Source organism: Marivivens niveibacter (assembly GCF_002150005.2).
In the GTDB taxonomy this organism is placed as follows: domain Bacteria; phylum Pseudomonadota; class Alphaproteobacteria; order Rhodobacterales; family Rhodobacteraceae; genus Marivivens; species Marivivens niveibacter.
In genome coordinates, this window is record NZ_MSPP01000001.1 from 226,559 (window position 1) to 243,208 (window position 16,650).

The window sequence follows — 16,650 nt, forward strand, 5'->3', positions numbered from 1 at the left end:
GTTCAATCAAGAACCTCTATCCTGTCAAGTTGCCAGATGCTCCGAGAATAGATGACTTCTTTTTGAAAGTCAGTTGAGCTGTCGTATGGGAATACTACCCAAAGGGGCCCTTTGTCGCGGACGCTCATCGTGTTTCCGTTATTCTCGTACGCGACCAAGGCGCCGCCGGGAAATACCTCGGCTGTAGGGATTTCAATTGCATAGTCATTGATAGCCGTAGCGCGGATCGATTCGCCGTTGGCGCCGACATATTCTAGGAATGCGTGCAGCTCGACACCGGTAAAGGTTTGTACCCCTTCGGTCCAAATCGTCGATGTTTCGATTGTCGTTGCGGGCAGGGCGCGCAGCATTTCAAGATCGAAAATCGCGGTGTCACCTGCGTTCGTGTTGGTGATGTCGCCGGAAACGGTTAGGAGCGTAACACCCTGAGGAGCCGCCATTTCTTGCGCTGTTGCGTTCGTCCCTATGGCAATCGCGATAACCGCAGCAGCGGTAGCAAAGGACCGTAGTCCAAAGGTGTGCGTGGTCATGGAATCAGCTCCTTGGTCAAATATTCACTCGCTACTTTTTGCACCATTCAGTCTATCATGCGACATCGCAAAGGCATACGGTTTTATACGAAAGTATAGCTTAGTGCGCCTTGTGATTACCCAGTTATACGTTCGTTAGGGTACGTCATCGCAAGGTTGTGCGGTATCCATTCTAAGGTAGCGTTAGGCGAACGCGAAATTGAATGGTGAGAAAAAATGTATAACGATAATTTACAGGGCACCGGTCAAGGTGCCAGATCGATTGGAACGGGAACTTTCGGACAGACCGGTCCAATCCGAAGAGAGACGGAGCCGACAATGCGAGTATTGATTGCAGACGACCACGATCTGGTTAGGGAAACGGTAGCGGCATTCCTTTTGGCCGAAGGCGTTGTCGAGGTGAAAACCGCCGCTTCGCTGGACGAAGCGCTATCCATCACCGACGAAACAGGCAGCTTTGACGTTGTTCTTTTGGATTACAACATGCCAGGTATGAACGGCCTGGACGGACTGACACGAATGAAGGACGCCAACGACGGACGCCCAGTTGCGATCCTGTCGGGCACAGCCACGCGGGATGTGGCTGATGCGGCGCTGAAAGCAGGTGCAGCGGGCTTTGTTCCCAAAACGCTGGCATCTAAATCGATGGTTACCGCGATCCGTTTCATGGCAGCGGGCGAAACCTATGCACCATTCGGGTTCATGCAAGAAGCCCCAGCAGCAGGCGATGGCCTGTTGACCAAACGCGAAACCGATGTGCTGCGCGGGATTTGCGAAGGTAAATCGAACAAAGAAATCGCGCGTGATCTGGACCTACAAGAGGTCACAGTGAAACTGCACGTTAAAACACTGAGCCGTAAATTGGATGCACGCAACCGTACCCAAGCGGCTATGATTGCACGAGATCGCAACCTGGTCTGATTTAGACGATCACCATTCACGCCACTCATGAACAAAAGGCGGGCCAAGCAGCCCGCCTTTTTTATTCGTCCCAATCGCCGAAACTATCGCCCAATTGGTCAAACAGTGCCGAGTCTGCAGATAGTGAATCCAAGTCGGCCACCTGAGGTGCGGCTTTTTTCGGTTTCGTAGGTTCCTTGGCCGTCTCTGGTTCTGGCGCAACTTCAGTTTCGGCCGATTGCTCTGCCTCTGGTTCAGGCGCTGTATCTTCGGTTGGTTTCGTGTCCGAAGTGTCGTCCGCGAACGGATCCCAATCGTCCAGCGCGCTTGCCTCTGCTGAAACGTCTGTCGTGGTGTCCGTTTTGGGCGCTGCTGCTGGTTCGTCGTCAGCGAATGGATCCCAATCATCGGACAGAACATCAACCTTGGCGGTTTCAGCTTCTTCTGGGGCGTTTGTTTCGGCCACCTCTGTCGTTTCGGTCGGGGTCGCGTCTTCAGTCGCGCCAGCGGCGGCGGGCTCTGCTGCGCTGTCGTCCATTTCGGCAAAGGGATCCCAATCGTCATTGGACATGTCCGCCGCTGGCGATGGGGTCGTAGGTTCGAAAGCCGCTGGATCAGGTGACGCAGTTTCGCCAGCGTCTTCGGCTAAGGCGTTGGTGACCTCTGCCGCGACTTCTTCGTCGGATGGCGCGTTTAGGTTGTTCAGATCGTCGAGTGCACCCACATCAATCGAAGCGGGCTCTTCGACCTCTGGTTCAGGATCATTCTCTGGATAAACGGTTTCTTCTTCCTCCGCGCCACCGAACTGCAACATCATGGTCGCATCGCTAAGGTCCAGCGACATCATCGACGCTTCTTTTTTCGGCTTTTCCGGCTTGGGCGGCGGCGCGGGCTCTGGTGCTGGTTCCGGTTCTGGAACAGGTTCTGGTTCTGGTTCGGGCAGTTTGGTTGGCTTAAAAGCAGGTGCCTTGGGCGGTTCGGTCACCAACAATTCCATCAGGATCGACCGCAGTAAACGGCGATCTGGGCCAGCATCTGCCATCGCATATTCGTTTTGCAGCAATTCCAATTCGGCAGGCGTGATAGGGTTTGACGCCTTGCGCACAACGGTTCTGGCCGCTTTTTTGCGTGTGGGGTTTCGCGGTAGATATTGGTCTTTCGGCATTTCGACTCCGGTTTCAGCGAAACTTGGCACAGGCTTTGCATGACATGGCCCGAAGGACGGTTTTCCCGTTGAAGGACCAGACAATGACAATGACGACAGGTTTACGAGAAGGTTTAGGTATCCACACAGAGGCGTTGGTTCTGCGTGGAAAACGCAATGATCTGCTGGCATCCAACATCGCGAACGCAGCGACCCCCGGTTACAAAGCGCGCGATATCGATTTTGACTCTGTTCTGGCATCACAAACCCAGATGGGCGGTAATCTGCGCACCAGCGCAGACCGTCACATGTCGATTTCGACTGTTCACGGGCCAGATCAGACGGGCTACCGCGTGCCGACCCAGCCATCTTTGGATGGAAACACGGTCGATATGGCCGTCGAACAGATGGAATTTTCCGAAAACACCGTCCGCTATCAAACCAGCCTTGAACTGCTGAACCGTCGCATCAGCGGCCTTATGAACGTGATCCGAGGTGAATGATGACCAATAGTCTGAATAATATCTTTGATGTCGGTGCGCGGTCCATGTCCGCGCAGATGGTGCGTATGAACACCTTGGCGTCAAACATCGCCAACGCAGGCAGCGTCGCATCTACCCCAGAGGAAGCGTATCAGGCACGTCGCGCCGTTTTTGAAACGCAGTATTCGGGCGCTGTGCGTGACATTGATACATTGTCCACGACACAAGCGACCGAAATCGTCGATTTGGCCCGCGACCCCGAAGCAAAATATCGCCCCGACCATCCAAAGGCGGATGAAAACGGGTTCATCTATCAATCCACCGTCAACGTCGAAGAAGAGATGGTCGAGATGATGGAGGCCAGCCGTCAATACCAGAACGTATTGGAAACAGTGTCCACCATGCGCACGCTCATGTCGCGCACGGTTACAATGGGCAAATGAGGTAAATCATGACCGAAGTCACAGCCACCACTGGTAACCCGTTTTACCTGAACCAGATCGGAGAGGTCACAACATCCGAAGCCAGCAACGGCATGCTGGCCCAAGAGGATTTTTTGACCCTTTTGACCACCCAGCTACAAAACCAAGACCCCCTGTCGCCTATGGATAACGCCGAATTCTTGGGCCAGATGGCGCAGTTTTCCACCGTTGAAGGTATCGAAGACGTCAATGCAGGGATTGAGGCCCTGACCGAAGCCGTATCGAACAATCAGGTTCAAACGGCTGCTGGTTTTCTAGGCCGGTCTGTCCTGGCCTCGGGCAATATCGCACGTCCAGGTAATGACGGGGCAGTGCGCGGCATGGCCGAATTGCAGGCCGCAGTTTCAGACGTCACCGTGACTTACACCGACCCAACCACAGGCGACATTCTGCATACCCAAGAATTGGGCGCCCATTCTGACGGTTGGATGTCGTTTGATTGGGAAGATGTCCCAACAGAAATCGCAGATAGCCGCAGCCCAGTGATGGTTACCGTCACTGGCACGTCGGAAACTGGCACGATTAGTGCACCAGTGTCCGTGTTCGCCCGTGTCGAAAGCGCATTGGGCGGCCCTGCAACGCCGAATATCACATTGCTGGTCGAGGATTATGGCGCTCTCGACAGCTTAGAAGTCAGCGCCTTCCGTTAATTATCAGCCTCGGAGAAGATAAAGATGAGTATGACCACCGCCCTGTCCGGGCTGATTGCCGCACAGCAGGACATTTCGACCACTTCGCACAACATCGCAAACGTGGGCACCAACGCGTTCCGCAAAAGCCGCGCGGAATTCCAAGATGACTACTACACCACACCGATGGATAGTTTCCGCACTGTGGTCGGTTCTGGTACCCACATGAGCCGAGTTGCCGTTCAGTTTGAACAGGGTAACTTTGTTGCGACGGGTCAGACGTTGGATATGGCGATCCAAGGCGCAGGTTTCTTTGCGGTTTCTCCGCAATTGGATTTGCAGGGTAAACCGACCGAAATTCAATACACCCGAAACGGTGCGTTCAGTTTGGACGCAAGCGGCCAGATCGCAGACAGCGCAGGTCGCCCATTGATGACGTGGCCAGTGGCCCAAGATGGGTCGATGCTGGATAGCAATACGTCGGCTTTGTCGCCTGTGCAGATCCCGCTCACACGCGGCGAATTTACAGCGACAACGGACATGACGCTGGACCTGAATTTCCCTGTCGATGATGCGATGCTGAACAACCAGGATGCGGTTCCGCCGACCAACGCGTTTGATCCAGATGATTCCACGACATACGCATTTTCGACACCAGTCCCAGTCATGGACGGAAACGGTGAATCGGTAGAAGCGCGCGCCTATTTCATTAAAACCAAATCGCCTGATCCTTTGGACGATACAACTGTTTATGAAATGCGCATGACCGTTGACGGCCTAGAGGTCCCATCGGCAAATGCACCAGCGACCGAAACGATTACCTTTGACACGCTTGGCCGTGTTACCGCGACATCGGGAACAATGGAATTTGGGGATGGTGCCGTCGAATACACAATCGACCCAAGCGCATCTAGCCTATCCGAAGACCCTTTTGCGGTGATGGCTGCAAATCATAATGGTGAAAACCCAATCGGCCTGTCGAACCTAGAGGTCGACCAAATGGGCGTCATCTGGGCGAACTATGGATCGGACGAACGTATCGCGCTGGCACGTGTTGCTGTTGCTAATTTCTCGAACCCACAAGGCCTGCGTCAGACTGGTAACGCCAGTTTCGAAGCCGCCGCTGAATCGGGCGAACCAATGCACACCGCACCAGGCGAAGACGGACTGGGTCAATTGCAGTCGGGTATGTTGGAACGTTCTAACGTCGATCTGACCGAAGAATTGGTAAACCTGATCACGGCTCAGCGGAACTATCAGGCAAACGCCAAGGCGATGGAAACATCGTCGTCCCTGATGCAGACCATCATGAACATCCGTAACTAATCGGATTTTCTAAGGTAAAGGAGACGCAGAAATGGATCGTATGATTTACACGATGATGAATACTTTGGATTCATCGCGCACTCAGCACACCATTTCTGCCAACAACCTTGCAAACATGAACGTGCCGGGTTTCCGGCGCGATTTGCCAACCTTTGAAGGTTCGGCACAGCTTCAGGATAATACGAGTTTTGAAAGCCGCCTGTTTCAGCTGGAATCCGAACGGTCTTCGTTTTCGAATGACACGGGTTTCATGGATCAAACGGGCGACCCGTTTGACGTCGCCATTATGGAAGACGGTTTTTTCTATGTCCGCGAAGGAAATGGAGAAGTCGGCCTAACCCGCCGTGGTGATCTGGCGACAGATGCACAAGGCCGATTGGTCAACGGTGCTAACGAACTGATGCTGAACGCGGGGTTTGAACCGATCGTCGTTCCGCCTTATCGATCCATCCAGATCACTGAGGTAGGGCAGGTCATCATCGAACCAATAGGCGGCGGCGAAGGCGAAAAGATCGAAGTCGGTCTGTTGGCCACAGTCGTGCCTGACGGCGAACAACTGTCCAAAAGCGAAGACGCCCTGATCCGCCGCGTCGATGGAACGGTGCCAGAACCTAATCAGATGGCGATCGTTCGGCAGGGCGTTCTAGAAGGATCGAACGTCAACGCCACCGAAGAATTGCTGGCGACGATTGATATTCAGCGCGGGTTCGAGATGAACATGAAAATGATCACCACCGCAAAAGAACTGGACGAGGCCGGCGCGTCATTAATGCGGCCCCCAGGCGAATAATTTCCTAAACAATTGGTGCCCCGTGCCGTAAGGTTGGCACGCCCTTTGCAGCATAGACATCAACAGAGCCACCGATGATGGAGCCTTACGATGTCTACCGATGCAATGCACGTCGCGAAAACCGGCCTGAACGCGCAGCAAACCCGCCTTCAGGTGATCGCCAACAACTTGGCGAACGTGAATACCACCGGTTTCAAACGCGACCGCGCCAATTTTGAATCCCTGCTGTATCAGGTCGAACGCCCCGGCGGCGACCAAACGTCAGAGGCGACAAACCTAACCTCGGCATTGGCCATTGGTACGGGCGTTCGTGTTGTAAGCACCGACAAACTCTACAGCCAAGGCGCATTGACCGACACGGGCAACGCGCTGGACGTGGCGATCAACGGGCAGGGTTTCTTTCAGGTTCTGATGCCTGATGGCCGCATTGGTTATACCCGTGATGGTTCGTTTTCCATGAACCAAGAAGGCACGCTGACCACCGCATCGGGTTATGTAGTGCAGCCTGAAATGCAGATCCCCGCAGGGGCATCGCAAATCAGCATCTCAAACGACGGCATTGTCAGTGTGATCATGCCCGGTCAGACCCAACCCGAAGAGGTCGGCCAGATCACTTTGGCCAACTTTGCGAACCCGCGTGGTTTGGAACCAATTGGCGAAAACTTTCTGGTGGAAACTTTGGCCAGCGGCGAACCAGTTGTCTCCGCCCCTCAGGCCGAAGGTGCAGGTCAGCTGACCCAAGGGATGCTCGAGGCGTCGAACGTGAACGTGGTGCAGGAATTGGTCGATATGATCGAAACCCAGCGCGCCTATGAAATCAATTCAAAATCAATCTCGGCTGCGGACGAAATGCTTCGCTACATGTCGAATAAAATGGGTTAATCGTCATGCGTATTTTGTCCCTAATTGCTGGTCTTTCCTTGGTCGCTGGATGCACATCCACCTACGTCCAAGAAGTCACATCCGCCAGCTACGAACCCGTTTATCCGGTCGAAGCATCCTATCAACCAGAGCGCAATCCAACAGGTGGTATCTATTCCGCTGCTGCGCAGGGTTTGTTTGTACAGGATCGCCGCGCATCCCAAGTTGGCGATGTTCTGACCGTCGAATTGTCCGAACGTTTTTCGGCGTCAAAATCGCAAAGCGCCAGCAATGGCCGTTCGTCGTCCTACAGCGCGGATTTGCCCGGTTTCTTGGGTGCATTGGACGATAGCGCGCTGACCACCAGTTCGTCGCAATCGTTCTCTGGCAATGGTGCTGCGGCGCAATCGAATTCGCTGCGGGGCCGTATGACGGTACAGGTCGCGCGAGTTCTGCCAGGTGGGCTGCTGGAAATCATGGGCGAAAAACGTCTGACCCTGAACACAGGCAACGAATATATTCGCGTCACGGGCATTATCCGCCAAGAGGATATTACTGCCGAAAACACAGTCGACAGTGATCGTATCGCCAACGCCGACATTCAATACGTCGGTGCCGGCCAGACCGCAGACACTGCACGTCCAGGTTGGCTGGGTCGTGCTATGACAGTGGCGGCGCCGCTATGATCCGCGCGCTGGTAATGATCGCGGCGCTGGTATTCAGCGCGGGCGCGGCCCAAGCGGACCGCCTAAAAGATATGACAACCATTTCCGGCGTTCGGTCAAACCCGCTGGTTGGTTACGGCATTGTCGTGGGTTTGTCGGGGACAGGTGACGGTAATTCGGGCCTGACCTTGCAATCCATGCAGTCGATGTTGTCGCGCATGGGGCTGGCGGTTGAGGTAGGTGACATCAATGCCAAAAACGCCGCCGCTGTGATGGTTACCGCTGAACTGGGCCCATTCCTGAAAGAGGGTCAAGAAATCGACGTCACCGTTGCGACCGTTGGTCAGGCGAAATCGCTGCAGGGCGGTACGCTGCTTATGACGCCTCTTATGGGCGCAGACGGCGAAATCTATGCCATTGCGCAGGGCAACCTGATCGTTGGTGGTTTGGGCGTGCAGGGCGCGGACGGCAGTTCGGTGACAGTGAATATTCCGACCGTTGGCCGTATCCCCAATGGTGCGTCTGTCGAACGTATGGTCGATAGCCCGTTTCAGGACGGTGACTATCTGATGATGAACCTCAACCGCGGAGATTTTTCCACGGCCGCTGCAACAGCCGAAGCCATTAACGAAGTATTTGGCCCAGACGTCGCTGTTGCGTTGGACGGCACCACCATTCGCGTCCGTGCGCCCGCCGATCCCGATCAGCGTGTGTCGTTCGTGGGGCTTTTGGAAAACATCGAAGTCACTCCAGATCCACCCGCTGCCAAAGTGGTCGTAAATTCCCGTACTGGCACCGTTGTCATCGGTGGAGAGGTTCTGGTCACGCCCGCAGCTGTCACCCACGGCGGTCTGACGGTCACGGTAAACGAAGATTACGATGTGCAGCAGCAGGCGACCGTTGCAATGAACGGGGACACCACTGTCATTCAGCCCGATGAACCCATCGTGACGCCGGACAGCCAGCTGTACATCAACGAAGACCCCGCAAAGGCATTTCTATTCGATCCTGGTGTATCGCTTGCATCGTTGGTCGACGCCATCAACGCTGTCGGCGCATCCCCTGGCGATCTGGTCGCCATCCTAGAAGCTTTGCGCGAAGCAGGCGCACTGCGTGCCGAACTGGTCGTGATCTAAGGAAAGTCCAATGGATATCAACGCACCTGCATCACTGTATTCCGTCAATCAAACGCAGGCCCCCAGCCTGAACAACAGCGGCCGCGCGACCGAGCAAGACCTACGCGACGCGGCAGACGGATTTGAATCGCTCTTTGTGACGATGATGCTCAAGGCGGGGCGCGCAGCCAGTTTCGGCGACGAACTGACGGGCGGCAAGGGCGTTGAAATGGCCCAAGGCCTGTTTGACAGCAAAGTCGCCGAAGTCACCGCAAACCGCACAAATCTGGGCATCTCAGATGCCATTTTCCGTCAATTCGGCGGACACACATACAGGTAACAGATAGATGCCCAACCTTCTTGATATCGGCACTTCGGCCCTGATGGCCTATCGCACGGCGCTGACGACAACAGGCGAGAACATCGCCAACGCAGCGACCGATGGGTACAGCCGCCGTGATACAGTCGTCAAAGAAATCGCTGGCGGTCAGATGACCGTAACCAGCCAGAATTCAGGCGGGCAGGGCGTTATTGTTGATCAGGTGCGCCGCGCATTCGACGGTTTTCTGGCCGAACGCGTTCGCACGACAGCGGGGGAATATACCTCGGCTGAAACATTCCAGACGATCAGCAGTGCGATCGAAGATCTGTTTTTGCCATCCGTCGGCGGGATCGCGACTGGTCTGGACCGTTTCTTTAGCGGCCTGTCCACCTTGTCGGGCAACCCTGCTGATACTGCGCTGCGTCAGGCGGCGATGGAATCTGCCAATTCTTTGGCCACGTCGATCGCGGATGTTGCGGTGGGCCTACAGTCGTTGCGCGCCGATGTTGTGACGCAGGCGAATACGGCAAATGATCTGCTGAATGAAAAAATGTCCGCATTGGCCGAATTGCAGGACGGTATGACGGGCGCATCCAACGACAACGGCGGTTTGAACCCGTTGATGGATGAACGCGACCGACTGCTGCGCGATATTTCGGAAATCGTTGGCAATAAGGTCAAATTGGACGAATTCGGCCGTGCCAAAGTGTACTTGGGCGACAACGAAGGTGGCCCAATCCTGGTCGATACTGGAGAAGCTGTACGTAGCGAGCTGGACACCGACGAAGACCTGCGCATGGTTCTGACCCGCGATGGCGTATCCAAAGAAAGCACACAAATCACAGGCGGCCTGATCGAAGGCTACCGCGCCGCCTTGGCAGCGATTGACGAAGCAGCGGTACAGCTGGACGCTTTTGCGCGCCGTATCGCGACCGATGTGAACACGCTGCATTCGTCAGGTTTGGATAAGAACGGTGATTTCGGTGGCGAGCTGTTTTCGATGGACGGCTGGGACGTAAAACCCGACTTGGTCAATCAGGGTTCCGCTTTTGTCGAATTTGCGGTCACGGATGACGAATTGGCCGGTGACCTACAAACTTTTACCCTGACCCGCGATGACGCGGCAGGTGAATGGATCGCCAAGGATCAAGCGGGGGATGAAATCGGGCGCGGCGCGTCTGTTTTGACATTGTCGGGTGTAACGCTGACCCTGACCGGAACCTTTGTCGATGGCGATCGTCTGACGATTTCGCCGCGTACGGGCAAGGCGATTGATATGAAGATGGCGCTGAATGATCCGGCTGAATTTGCCGCATCTGCCGCCAATCTGGTTGCGCCATTGGCCAGCAATTCGGGCACCGCAGATGCTGTTATGGCGCTGGTTCCCGCATCAGAACCTGCCGTTCCTGACCTATCGACCATTTTGCCGGTCTCTGGGTCGGGTGCTGACGCGGCGAATTTGCTGTCGTCGGGCGTTGTTGGCTATGTACCTGCCTCTGCATCATCTTTGTCGTTGGCGGCCATGGGGCAGCAATCGACGCAGGATTTTGTCGTATCAGACGCTCAGGCGGCATCGGCGACGGCTCTGAATTTTTCCATTGCGGGTACGGCGTATAGTTTTGATCTATCCGCTGTTGGCGCGGCAGATGCGTCCGATTTGGCGGCTGCGCTAAATGCTGGCACGGTACAAACCGCGGCGGGCGAAACATTGGCCGATCTGGGTGTTCATGCAGCGGGCACCTCAGGGGCGCTGTCGTTGTCGCTGGGTGTCGGCGATTTCGATGCGGCGGCAACGCTGTCATCGGGCGCAGGGGCGTCTTCGGGCGCGCTGATCCCTGCGCAATCGGGCGGCGGCCAGATCCAGATTTTCACCCGCAACGGCGTACAGTTGGCAGGTCCAGCGCTGGATGCAACTGCGGCGGCTGCTTTGTTGACCGAAGACAACGGTTTCTTTGATGGAGCCACCTATATCCGTGACTACCTGTATGGAGATGACGCGAATGGCTATCGCGGTCTGACGCGCAATGAACAGAACATTCCAGGGGCTCAGGCGGTTAATCTAACGCTTTCTGCGCCAATCACATGGACATCGCCAGCGCAGCGCCCGTTGTCGGACGCTGAAACGCTGTCGATCGGCTATATGCTGGGCGAAGATCAGGAAATTAATTTGCCTCAGGGCGCTTCGGCGGCGCGGGCAGCGGCGATGATCGCGCCCAATATCACAGGCATGTCTGTCGATGCGGATACCAGCGCGGGACTGACCATTAGCGCCGATGGCAATGTGTCCTTTGTCATAGAAGGCACGAATGTCGAACCATTGTCGATCAATGGTTTGGTGTCTGGCGGACGGATGGACAGCATCGCGGCGGCTATCAATGCGCGCACCGCTGCCACGGGCATCACCGCAAGTCTGGCTCAGGACGGATCGCGGATTGTTCTAAACCACCCAGACGGCGAAAACATTGCGATTTCGGCCTTTACCCATTCGGCAGGCGGCACGATGGACATCACCCCAGCGGGTGCAGATGGATTGCCCAGCGGCACAGCTACGACCATCGGGGCGGGCGTTGACGGCATCTCGGTCACTGGAACGCTGACGTTCAATGCGCCTACTGCATTTGGTTTGGGCTACGATTCCGTCATGTATAGTTCTGCCGTTGATACAAATGGCGGCGGGCTGGTGTCGCAGTCCTATGGGCAGGCTGGTGCAGTCCAGACATTTACCTTTAGCCCGATAGATGATTTTGACGCGGGCGCTGCATCGGTCGACGGCCTTACGGCCCAAGCGCCTAGCACGCAATACACGCTGAACATGTCGGGTCAAACTGTGACCTATGCTGGGGCTGATCCAGCGGCTGGACTTGCCGCAGCATTGCGCAGCGAAGCCCCTCAAGCCGCCATGACAGGCGCAGCATTGGCCAGCCTGCCGCCCGCCGGTGCGGCCACATCCGTGAAATTGGGCGAAGACACTTATGTTCTGCGTATGACGACCAGCGGTATCACCGTCTCTGGTCCTGAAGAGGGGCGTTTGACCGCCAGCTTTGACGGATCAAACCGCCTGAATATCTCGGTCAATGACGGCACGTTGGATGGCGCGGCATTGTATGTGCCGTTGGGCACATCTGGCGCGGGTGATTTCGGCATCGCACAATCGCAGTCGCCAACGTCAACCTTGACTGGTCAAACGATGGACCCCGCAGGGTTGCCTTCGTCGATGGATATTGATGTGAACGGCACGATCTACACCGTGCCTGTTTCGACAGGCGGTGCCGCAGTTCCGACGGGGTTCCCAGGATCGGCCGCAATGGTCGGCGGTCAGATCGAATTCACTTTTGATCCTGGCACGGGTCCTGTCAGCATCGAACCGTCGGCAGGCGCAACTGCGGCAGGGTTTGGCGTTTTGGGTATGACGGCAAAAGTGTCGGGCGATGAACTGACGTTCAAATCGTCCACTGGCGTTTCAATCGATGCTGATATCACGGTTACATCAGCCGCCAGCCAACGGATCACACTGGATGACCTACCCGAAGAAGATCTGATCATCGTCATGTCGGGTGCGACCCCGATGCGACTGGGCGGCGGGTACGAAGCGGGCGAATTGACTGGCTATTCGCCGTCCGTGCGCGTTGATGTCGCCGATGCCGAAGCTGGCGTTGTGCGACTGGTCGATAACGACACTGGTCACACGATTGCAGAGCGTACCCTAGATGACAGCAATGCGGCTGAATTTGGCACCGTCCAGTTTTCGCTGTCCGGATCGGCACAAGATGGTGACGGGTTCGTCATGATGGCGAATGAAGGTTTTATTAACGACAGCCGCAACATCAACGCGATGGCCGCATTGCGCAACGCTGATCCAACATCGGGCGAAGGCGGCTTTGGCCGTATCCTAGCGGCGCTACAGGCCCAAAAAGGAGCGATGGTTTCCGCAGCCGAAGCGCGCGTTGAAGTCACCGACGCCAACCGCGAAAGCGCTGAGCGCGTCTATGCCGACCGCACCGCCGTTGATCTGGACGAAGAGGCCGCGCGCCTGATCGACCAACAGCAGGCCTATCAGGCCTCTGCTCGTATCCTGACCGTGGCGAACGAATTGTTCGACACATTGCTAAATTCACTCTGAGGGTCCCATGAGTATCGGTAACGTCCTATTTACAGAATTCGCAACACGCGGTTTTGCCCGTGTGCAGGATGATATTTCAGAACTTCAGGCACTGATTTCGTCGGGTAAAAACGATCCTCGGTCTTCGGCTGATCAAATGCGGGCGGCTCAGCTGTCTGCGTTCAAAGAGCAAGAGGCAGCCGTTGCACACTTTTCAAATGCCGCTGAACAGGCATCCAGCCGTGTGGCGTTGTCGGATCAGGCAATCGGGGATGCGGCGGTCATCATGCGCCGGATGCAGGAATTGGCTATCACAGCGGGCAATGACACGCTGACCGGCGCTGGGCTTGCTGGTCTGCGGGCCGAGGCAGAGACGCTGCGGTCGTCGCTGGTAGAAATCGCAAACCGTGTTGATGGTCTGGGGCAGCCGCTGTTTTCGGGCTATTCGCCCAGCCCCGCGTTCACCGAAACCAAAGAAGGCGTAATTTACAACGGTGACGAAGGTCGGCCTTCGCAACGGTTGTCGGAAACCCTGACGTTGCCCGTCGGTGTGAATGGCAGTGAATTATTTGGCGCCGTCGATGGAGGGGCCGAAGGCATGTTCGACATGATCGACGGGCTGATCGCGAGCTTTGGTCAGGCCATGTACAACGCCCGCCCAAAACTAGAAGTCGCCGAAAAAGCCGAGTTAAAATTGAACGCGGATCGCACAGAAAAAACCGTGACGATGACGATTGAGGGGCCAACAGGCGCTGTCGAAGTGTCCGCGCCCGTTGTCGCGGGACTGCATGGACCGATGATCGACGCCATCAATGCGGAAACCGCAAATACGGGCATTACCGCATCGTTGGCCGATGATGGCGAAGGCATCATTTTAGAAGCCGCAGGTTACATGACCGTTTCACAGATGTCGCGCAGTGACGAACCGAATGCGCCAATTGGATCTCTTCAGCAGCTTCAGACGAACAGCGCTAATCTACAGGATCCGATTTTGATACGTACTCAGGACAAATCGCAGGACGCGATGATCGCAAATGTCGATCGCGCTCTTGATCATCTGGCCGAAAAACGTGCCGAGGTTGGCGCAATGGGCGCAACCGTGGATTCCCAAAAAGAAGCTTTGGATACCCGCAGCCTGAATATTGCCGAGGCGATTTCAGGATTAGAAGATTTGGATGTCGCGGCGGCTGTCACGCGATTGCAGTCTCTGTTGCTAACGCGGGATGCATCGCAGCAGACATTCGTGAAAATCACGCAGACATCGTTGTTCGATTACCTGCGTTAATTGGCGCGATGATTGCAGGGGTAGGGCATGATGAAATTCGTCCTGCCCCTTTTTATTGCAATCGCCGCGCCTGCAGCAGCATCTGTTCCTGATTGCGAACGGATCGCCCGTGAACATGCATCACGCGTTGGCGCGCCACCCGATTTGGTTGTTGCGGTGGCCCGCCATGAATCTGGCTACGATCCGAATGGCGTGGATAAACGTGCGTGGCCATGGGCCGTGAATTTCAATGGCGAAGGCCATTATTTCGACACCCGCCAAGAGGCGTTGGCGTTTATCACGCGTATATCCACAGCGGGGGCCGTGAATTTCGATGTCGGCTGTATGCAGATCAATTACCGCTGGCATGGGGACCAATTTTCCGATCTGAACCAGATGTTAGATCCTGATCACAATGTCGCCTATGGCGCTGATTATCTGGCATCATTGGCGGCAGAAACTGGTGATTGGCAATCGGCGGTTGGGCGATATCACAGTAGGGACGATACCCGCGCGACCGAATATGCCGCTGCCGTGTCGACGATTGCAGATTTCAGTCCCGCGGCGTCTGAATTTTCCGATCCGGGTCCACTAATAGGATTTGATGTGTCACAAACCGAAATGGCAGGTCCGCAGCACGTCCCACCACGCTTGCGCGTTCAGTGGGACAAGGTGCAACATTTCCGCGCGCTGCTTGCCCAGCGCTAAACGGTGTGCAGCTGTAGCCTTTTGTCTGGAACAGCGACCTGAATTTCCACCATGCATAAGGGCTCTTCGCCGACATTGGTGATGGAATATTCATGTGCCTTTGGGATCAGCATACGGTCGTTTGGTCCCAACGATCGTGGCAGCCCGTCAATTTGTGCCCGCGCGGCACCTTTGACCACAATCAACGTTCCGGTTTGTTCGCGGTGAACCCGAGGGGGCGTGCTGCAATCAGGCAATAGCGTGATCCAGCGGACGCGTGCGCCATCTTCGCTGCGTAAAACATCAACTGTTCCCCAATTTTGGTTTGCGCTGGCCAGAACAGGGGCAATTGGTTCGGCGTCCTCTGACGGGCGCTGCGGTGTTATGGGTAAATTCACCACATACCCAGCAGCCAATGGCCAAAGTTGCGTTTCGAAATCCAATTCGTCGGCATTGGCGTAGTCGGCGCCTGGAATGGTGATGTTTTGGCGTGTCCGCGAATTTTTGATGGACCGCCGTACAGCAGCCCGCAATGGCGCTGCAAAACGGCCGAAAAATCCACGCAACGTTTTCGCTGTCGTCAGAACCAAACCCGCTGAATATTGATACTGCTGTGTGGCAAGAGCAGCAGTGACCTGTTCCGGCGTTAACCCCTGAACAATCTGTTTGATGGGTTGCGCTGAAGTGGATGCAATGGTGCCTTGCGCCATTTCAATCAAGGTATCGCCGTCGCCCTTTGTTGCGCCCAGCGTGACGATTTCACCTGCTTGAACCATCGGCAGTGTGGCAGCGATCGATTTAATCAGGGTTTTGTTCATCGTCGGCAACGTGCCGTTCATTAAAATGACCAGAACAGCATCTGGATCGATCAGGCAGACATGTTCAACGACGGCACATATTGCAGCAGCAGATCCGCGATCCGATGGTAGCTGTATCAGTTCAGCGTCTGGTTCCGCAAAGGGTGTGGGATGAGCAATAATCGGTGCGTCAAACCCGTCAGGCCATGGCGTGTTTGTCGCTACATGTGGGTGCAGAATGACAGGGCGTAGAGATAGATCGAGCATATCTTTTTCAGTCGTTCGTTTCTGCCCCCGTAAACCTTAGATGGAGCTTTCTATGTAAAAAGTCGATTATTCATAGGCATAGGGTTCATATCCTCAGCGCTTGAATGGGTTACCAGTCCGATTCGGAGATTCGTCTAGAAACCTGATAAAAGACGACTAAACCTAAGGGTGATCCAAACCTACATATTGTGGACAGGTTTAAGTACACACATAGGCTGCACTGCCTTCGGGCAAGAATGCCGCCCCTATTGCGCAGGGCCACCTATACTTTCGCGTTACAAACTAACCCA

16 protein-coding genes are annotated in these 16,650 nt (G+C 55.5%); 13 read left to right on the forward strand and 3 right to left on the reverse strand.

The genetic code is table 11. From position 1 onward, the window contains the following. Window positions 1–2: 2 nt before the first annotated feature. Complete coding sequence (locus BVC71_RS01155) at window positions 3–530, reverse strand: putative pterin-binding protein (protein ID WP_086449806.1); 528 nt, start codon at window positions 528–530, stop codon at window positions 3–5. A gap of 318 nt (window positions 531–848) precedes the next feature. On the opposite strand from BVC71_RS01155, the gene BVC71_RS01160 reads away from it, so the two are divergent. Then, on the forward strand, window positions 849–1,451 hold the full coding sequence (locus BVC71_RS01160) for a response regulator transcription factor (protein ID WP_086449807.1): 603 nt from the start codon (window positions 849–851) through the stop codon (window positions 1,449–1,451). A 61-nt stretch (window positions 1,452–1,512) separates the two neighbouring features. Here BVC71_RS01160 and BVC71_RS01165 read toward each other — a convergent pair whose 3' ends face one another. Further along, a complete protein-coding gene (locus BVC71_RS01165; protein WP_086449808.1) occupies window positions 1,513–2,595 on the reverse strand; it encodes a hypothetical protein in 1,083 nt (360 codons plus the stop codon). A gap of 89 nt (window positions 2,596–2,684) precedes the next feature. On the opposite strand from BVC71_RS01165, the gene flgB reads away from it, so the two are divergent. The 12 genes from flgB to BVC71_RS01225 all read left to right on the forward strand — a co-directional run bounded on the left by flgB (window position 2,685) and on the right by BVC71_RS01225 (window position 15,317). Further along, window positions 2,685–3,077: a flagellar basal body rod protein FlgB gene (flgB, locus tag BVC71_RS01170; RefSeq protein ID WP_086450626.1), complete on the forward strand. Its 393-nt coding sequence runs from the start codon at window positions 2,685–2,687 to the stop codon at window positions 3,075–3,077. After that, on the forward strand, window positions 3,077–3,499 hold the full coding sequence (gene flgC / locus BVC71_RS01175) for a flagellar basal body rod protein FlgC (RefSeq protein ID WP_086450627.1): 423 nt from the start codon (window positions 3,077–3,079) through the stop codon (window positions 3,497–3,499). Before flgB ends, flgC begins: the two co-directional genes overlap by 1 nt. An 8-nt stretch (window positions 3,500–3,507) precedes the next feature. Continuing rightward, a complete protein-coding gene (locus BVC71_RS01180) occupies window positions 3,508–4,188 on the forward strand; it encodes a flagellar hook assembly protein FlgD (RefSeq protein ID WP_086449809.1) in 681 nt (226 codons plus the stop codon). A 24-nt stretch (window positions 4,189–4,212) separates the two neighbouring features. Then, window positions 4,213–5,493: a flagellar hook protein FlgE gene (locus BVC71_RS01185; RefSeq protein WP_086449810.1), complete on the forward strand. Its 1,281-nt coding sequence runs from the start codon at window positions 4,213–4,215 to the stop codon at window positions 5,491–5,493. A gap of 31 nt (window positions 5,494–5,524) precedes the next feature. Beyond that, window positions 5,525–6,283, forward strand: a complete 759-nt coding sequence (locus BVC71_RS01190; protein WP_086449811.1) for a flagellar basal body rod protein FlgF — start codon at window positions 5,525–5,527, stop codon at window positions 6,281–6,283. Between the two features lie 90 nt (window positions 6,284–6,373). Continuing rightward, a complete protein-coding gene (gene flgG / locus BVC71_RS01195) occupies window positions 6,374–7,165 on the forward strand; it encodes a flagellar basal-body rod protein FlgG (RefSeq protein ID WP_086449812.1) in 792 nt (263 codons plus the stop codon). A gap of 5 nt (window positions 7,166–7,170) precedes the next feature. Further along, entirely contained in the window at window positions 7,171–7,830 is a 660-nt protein-coding gene (locus BVC71_RS01200) for a flagellar basal body L-ring protein FlgH (RefSeq protein ID WP_086449813.1), read from the forward strand. Then, window positions 7,827–8,945 carry a flagellar basal body P-ring protein FlgI gene (locus tag BVC71_RS01205; RefSeq protein WP_205905945.1) on the forward strand — a complete coding sequence of 373 codons (1,119 nt, stop codon included), beginning with the start codon at window positions 7,827–7,829 and terminating at the stop codon, window positions 8,943–8,945. Before BVC71_RS01200 ends, BVC71_RS01205 begins: the two co-directional genes overlap by 4 nt. Window positions 8,946–8,955: 10 nt before the next feature. Further along, window positions 8,956–9,264, forward strand: coding sequence for a rod-binding protein (locus BVC71_RS01210; RefSeq protein WP_086449814.1), 309 nt, complete (start codon window positions 8,956–8,958; stop codon window positions 9,262–9,264). A 7-nt stretch (window positions 9,265–9,271) separates the two neighbouring features. Beyond that, complete coding sequence (flgK, locus tag BVC71_RS01215) at window positions 9,272–13,366, forward strand: flagellar hook-associated protein FlgK (protein WP_086449815.1); 4,095 nt, start codon at window positions 9,272–9,274, stop codon at window positions 13,364–13,366. Between the two features lie 7 nt (window positions 13,367–13,373). After that, window positions 13,374–14,630 (forward strand): flagellar hook-associated protein FlgL, encoded by a 1,257-nt coding sequence (gene flgL, locus BVC71_RS01220; RefSeq protein WP_086449816.1) that lies wholly within the window; start codon window positions 13,374–13,376, stop codon window positions 14,628–14,630. A 27-nt stretch (window positions 14,631–14,657) separates the two neighbouring features. Beyond that, entirely contained in the window at window positions 14,658–15,317 is a 660-nt protein-coding gene (locus tag BVC71_RS01225) for a transglycosylase SLT domain-containing protein (RefSeq protein ID WP_086449817.1), read from the forward strand. On the opposite strand, the gene BVC71_RS01230 is transcribed toward BVC71_RS01225, so the two are convergent. Next, window positions 15,314–16,360, reverse strand: a complete 1,047-nt coding sequence (locus BVC71_RS01230) for a cupin domain-containing protein (RefSeq protein WP_086449818.1) — start codon at window positions 16,358–16,360, stop codon at window positions 15,314–15,316. The two genes, BVC71_RS01225 and BVC71_RS01230, sit on opposite strands and share 4 nt — an antisense overlap. Between the last annotated feature and the right edge of the window lie 290 nt (window positions 16,361–16,650).

Coding starts and splice junctions, on each gene's coding strand:
- flgB (WP_086450626.1), top strand. CDS start 2,685: ATGACGACAGGTTTACGAGAAGGTTTAGGTATCCACACAGAGGCGTTG.
- BVC71_RS01165 (WP_086449808.1), bottom strand. CDS start 2,595: ATGCCGAAAGACCAATATCTACCGCGAAACCCCACACGCAAAAAAGCG.
- flgL (WP_086449816.1), top strand. CDS start 13,374: ATGAGTATCGGTAACGTCCTATTTACAGAATTCGCAACACGCGGTTTT.
- BVC71_RS01205 (WP_205905945.1), top strand. CDS start 7,827: ATGATCCGCGCGCTGGTAATGATCGCGGCGCTGGTATTCAGCGCGGGC.
- BVC71_RS01160 (WP_086449807.1), top strand. CDS start 849: ATGCGAGTATTGATTGCAGACGACCACGATCTGGTTAGGGAAACGGTA.
- BVC71_RS01155 (WP_086449806.1), bottom strand. CDS start 530: ATGACCACGCACACCTTTGGACTACGGTCCTTTGCTACCGCTGCTGCG.
- BVC71_RS01180 (WP_086449809.1), top strand. CDS start 3,508: ATGACCGAAGTCACAGCCACCACTGGTAACCCGTTTTACCTGAACCAG.
- BVC71_RS01190 (WP_086449811.1), top strand. CDS start 5,525: ATGGATCGTATGATTTACACGATGATGAATACTTTGGATTCATCGCGC.
- BVC71_RS01230 (WP_086449818.1), bottom strand. CDS start 16,360: ATGCTCGATCTATCTCTACGCCCTGTCATTCTGCACCCACATGTAGCG.
- BVC71_RS01185 (WP_086449810.1), top strand. CDS start 4,213: ATGAGTATGACCACCGCCCTGTCCGGGCTGATTGCCGCACAGCAGGAC.
- BVC71_RS01210 (WP_086449814.1), top strand. CDS start 8,956: ATGGATATCAACGCACCTGCATCACTGTATTCCGTCAATCAAACGCAG.
- flgK (WP_086449815.1), top strand. CDS start 9,272: ATGCCCAACCTTCTTGATATCGGCACTTCGGCCCTGATGGCCTATCGC.
- flgC (WP_086450627.1), top strand. CDS start 3,077: ATGACCAATAGTCTGAATAATATCTTTGATGTCGGTGCGCGGTCCATG.
- BVC71_RS01200 (WP_086449813.1), top strand. CDS start 7,171: ATGCGTATTTTGTCCCTAATTGCTGGTCTTTCCTTGGTCGCTGGATGC.
- flgG (WP_086449812.1), top strand. CDS start 6,374: ATGTCTACCGATGCAATGCACGTCGCGAAAACCGGCCTGAACGCGCAG.
- BVC71_RS01225 (WP_086449817.1), top strand. CDS start 14,658: ATGATGAAATTCGTCCTGCCCCTTTTTATTGCAATCGCCGCGCCTGCA.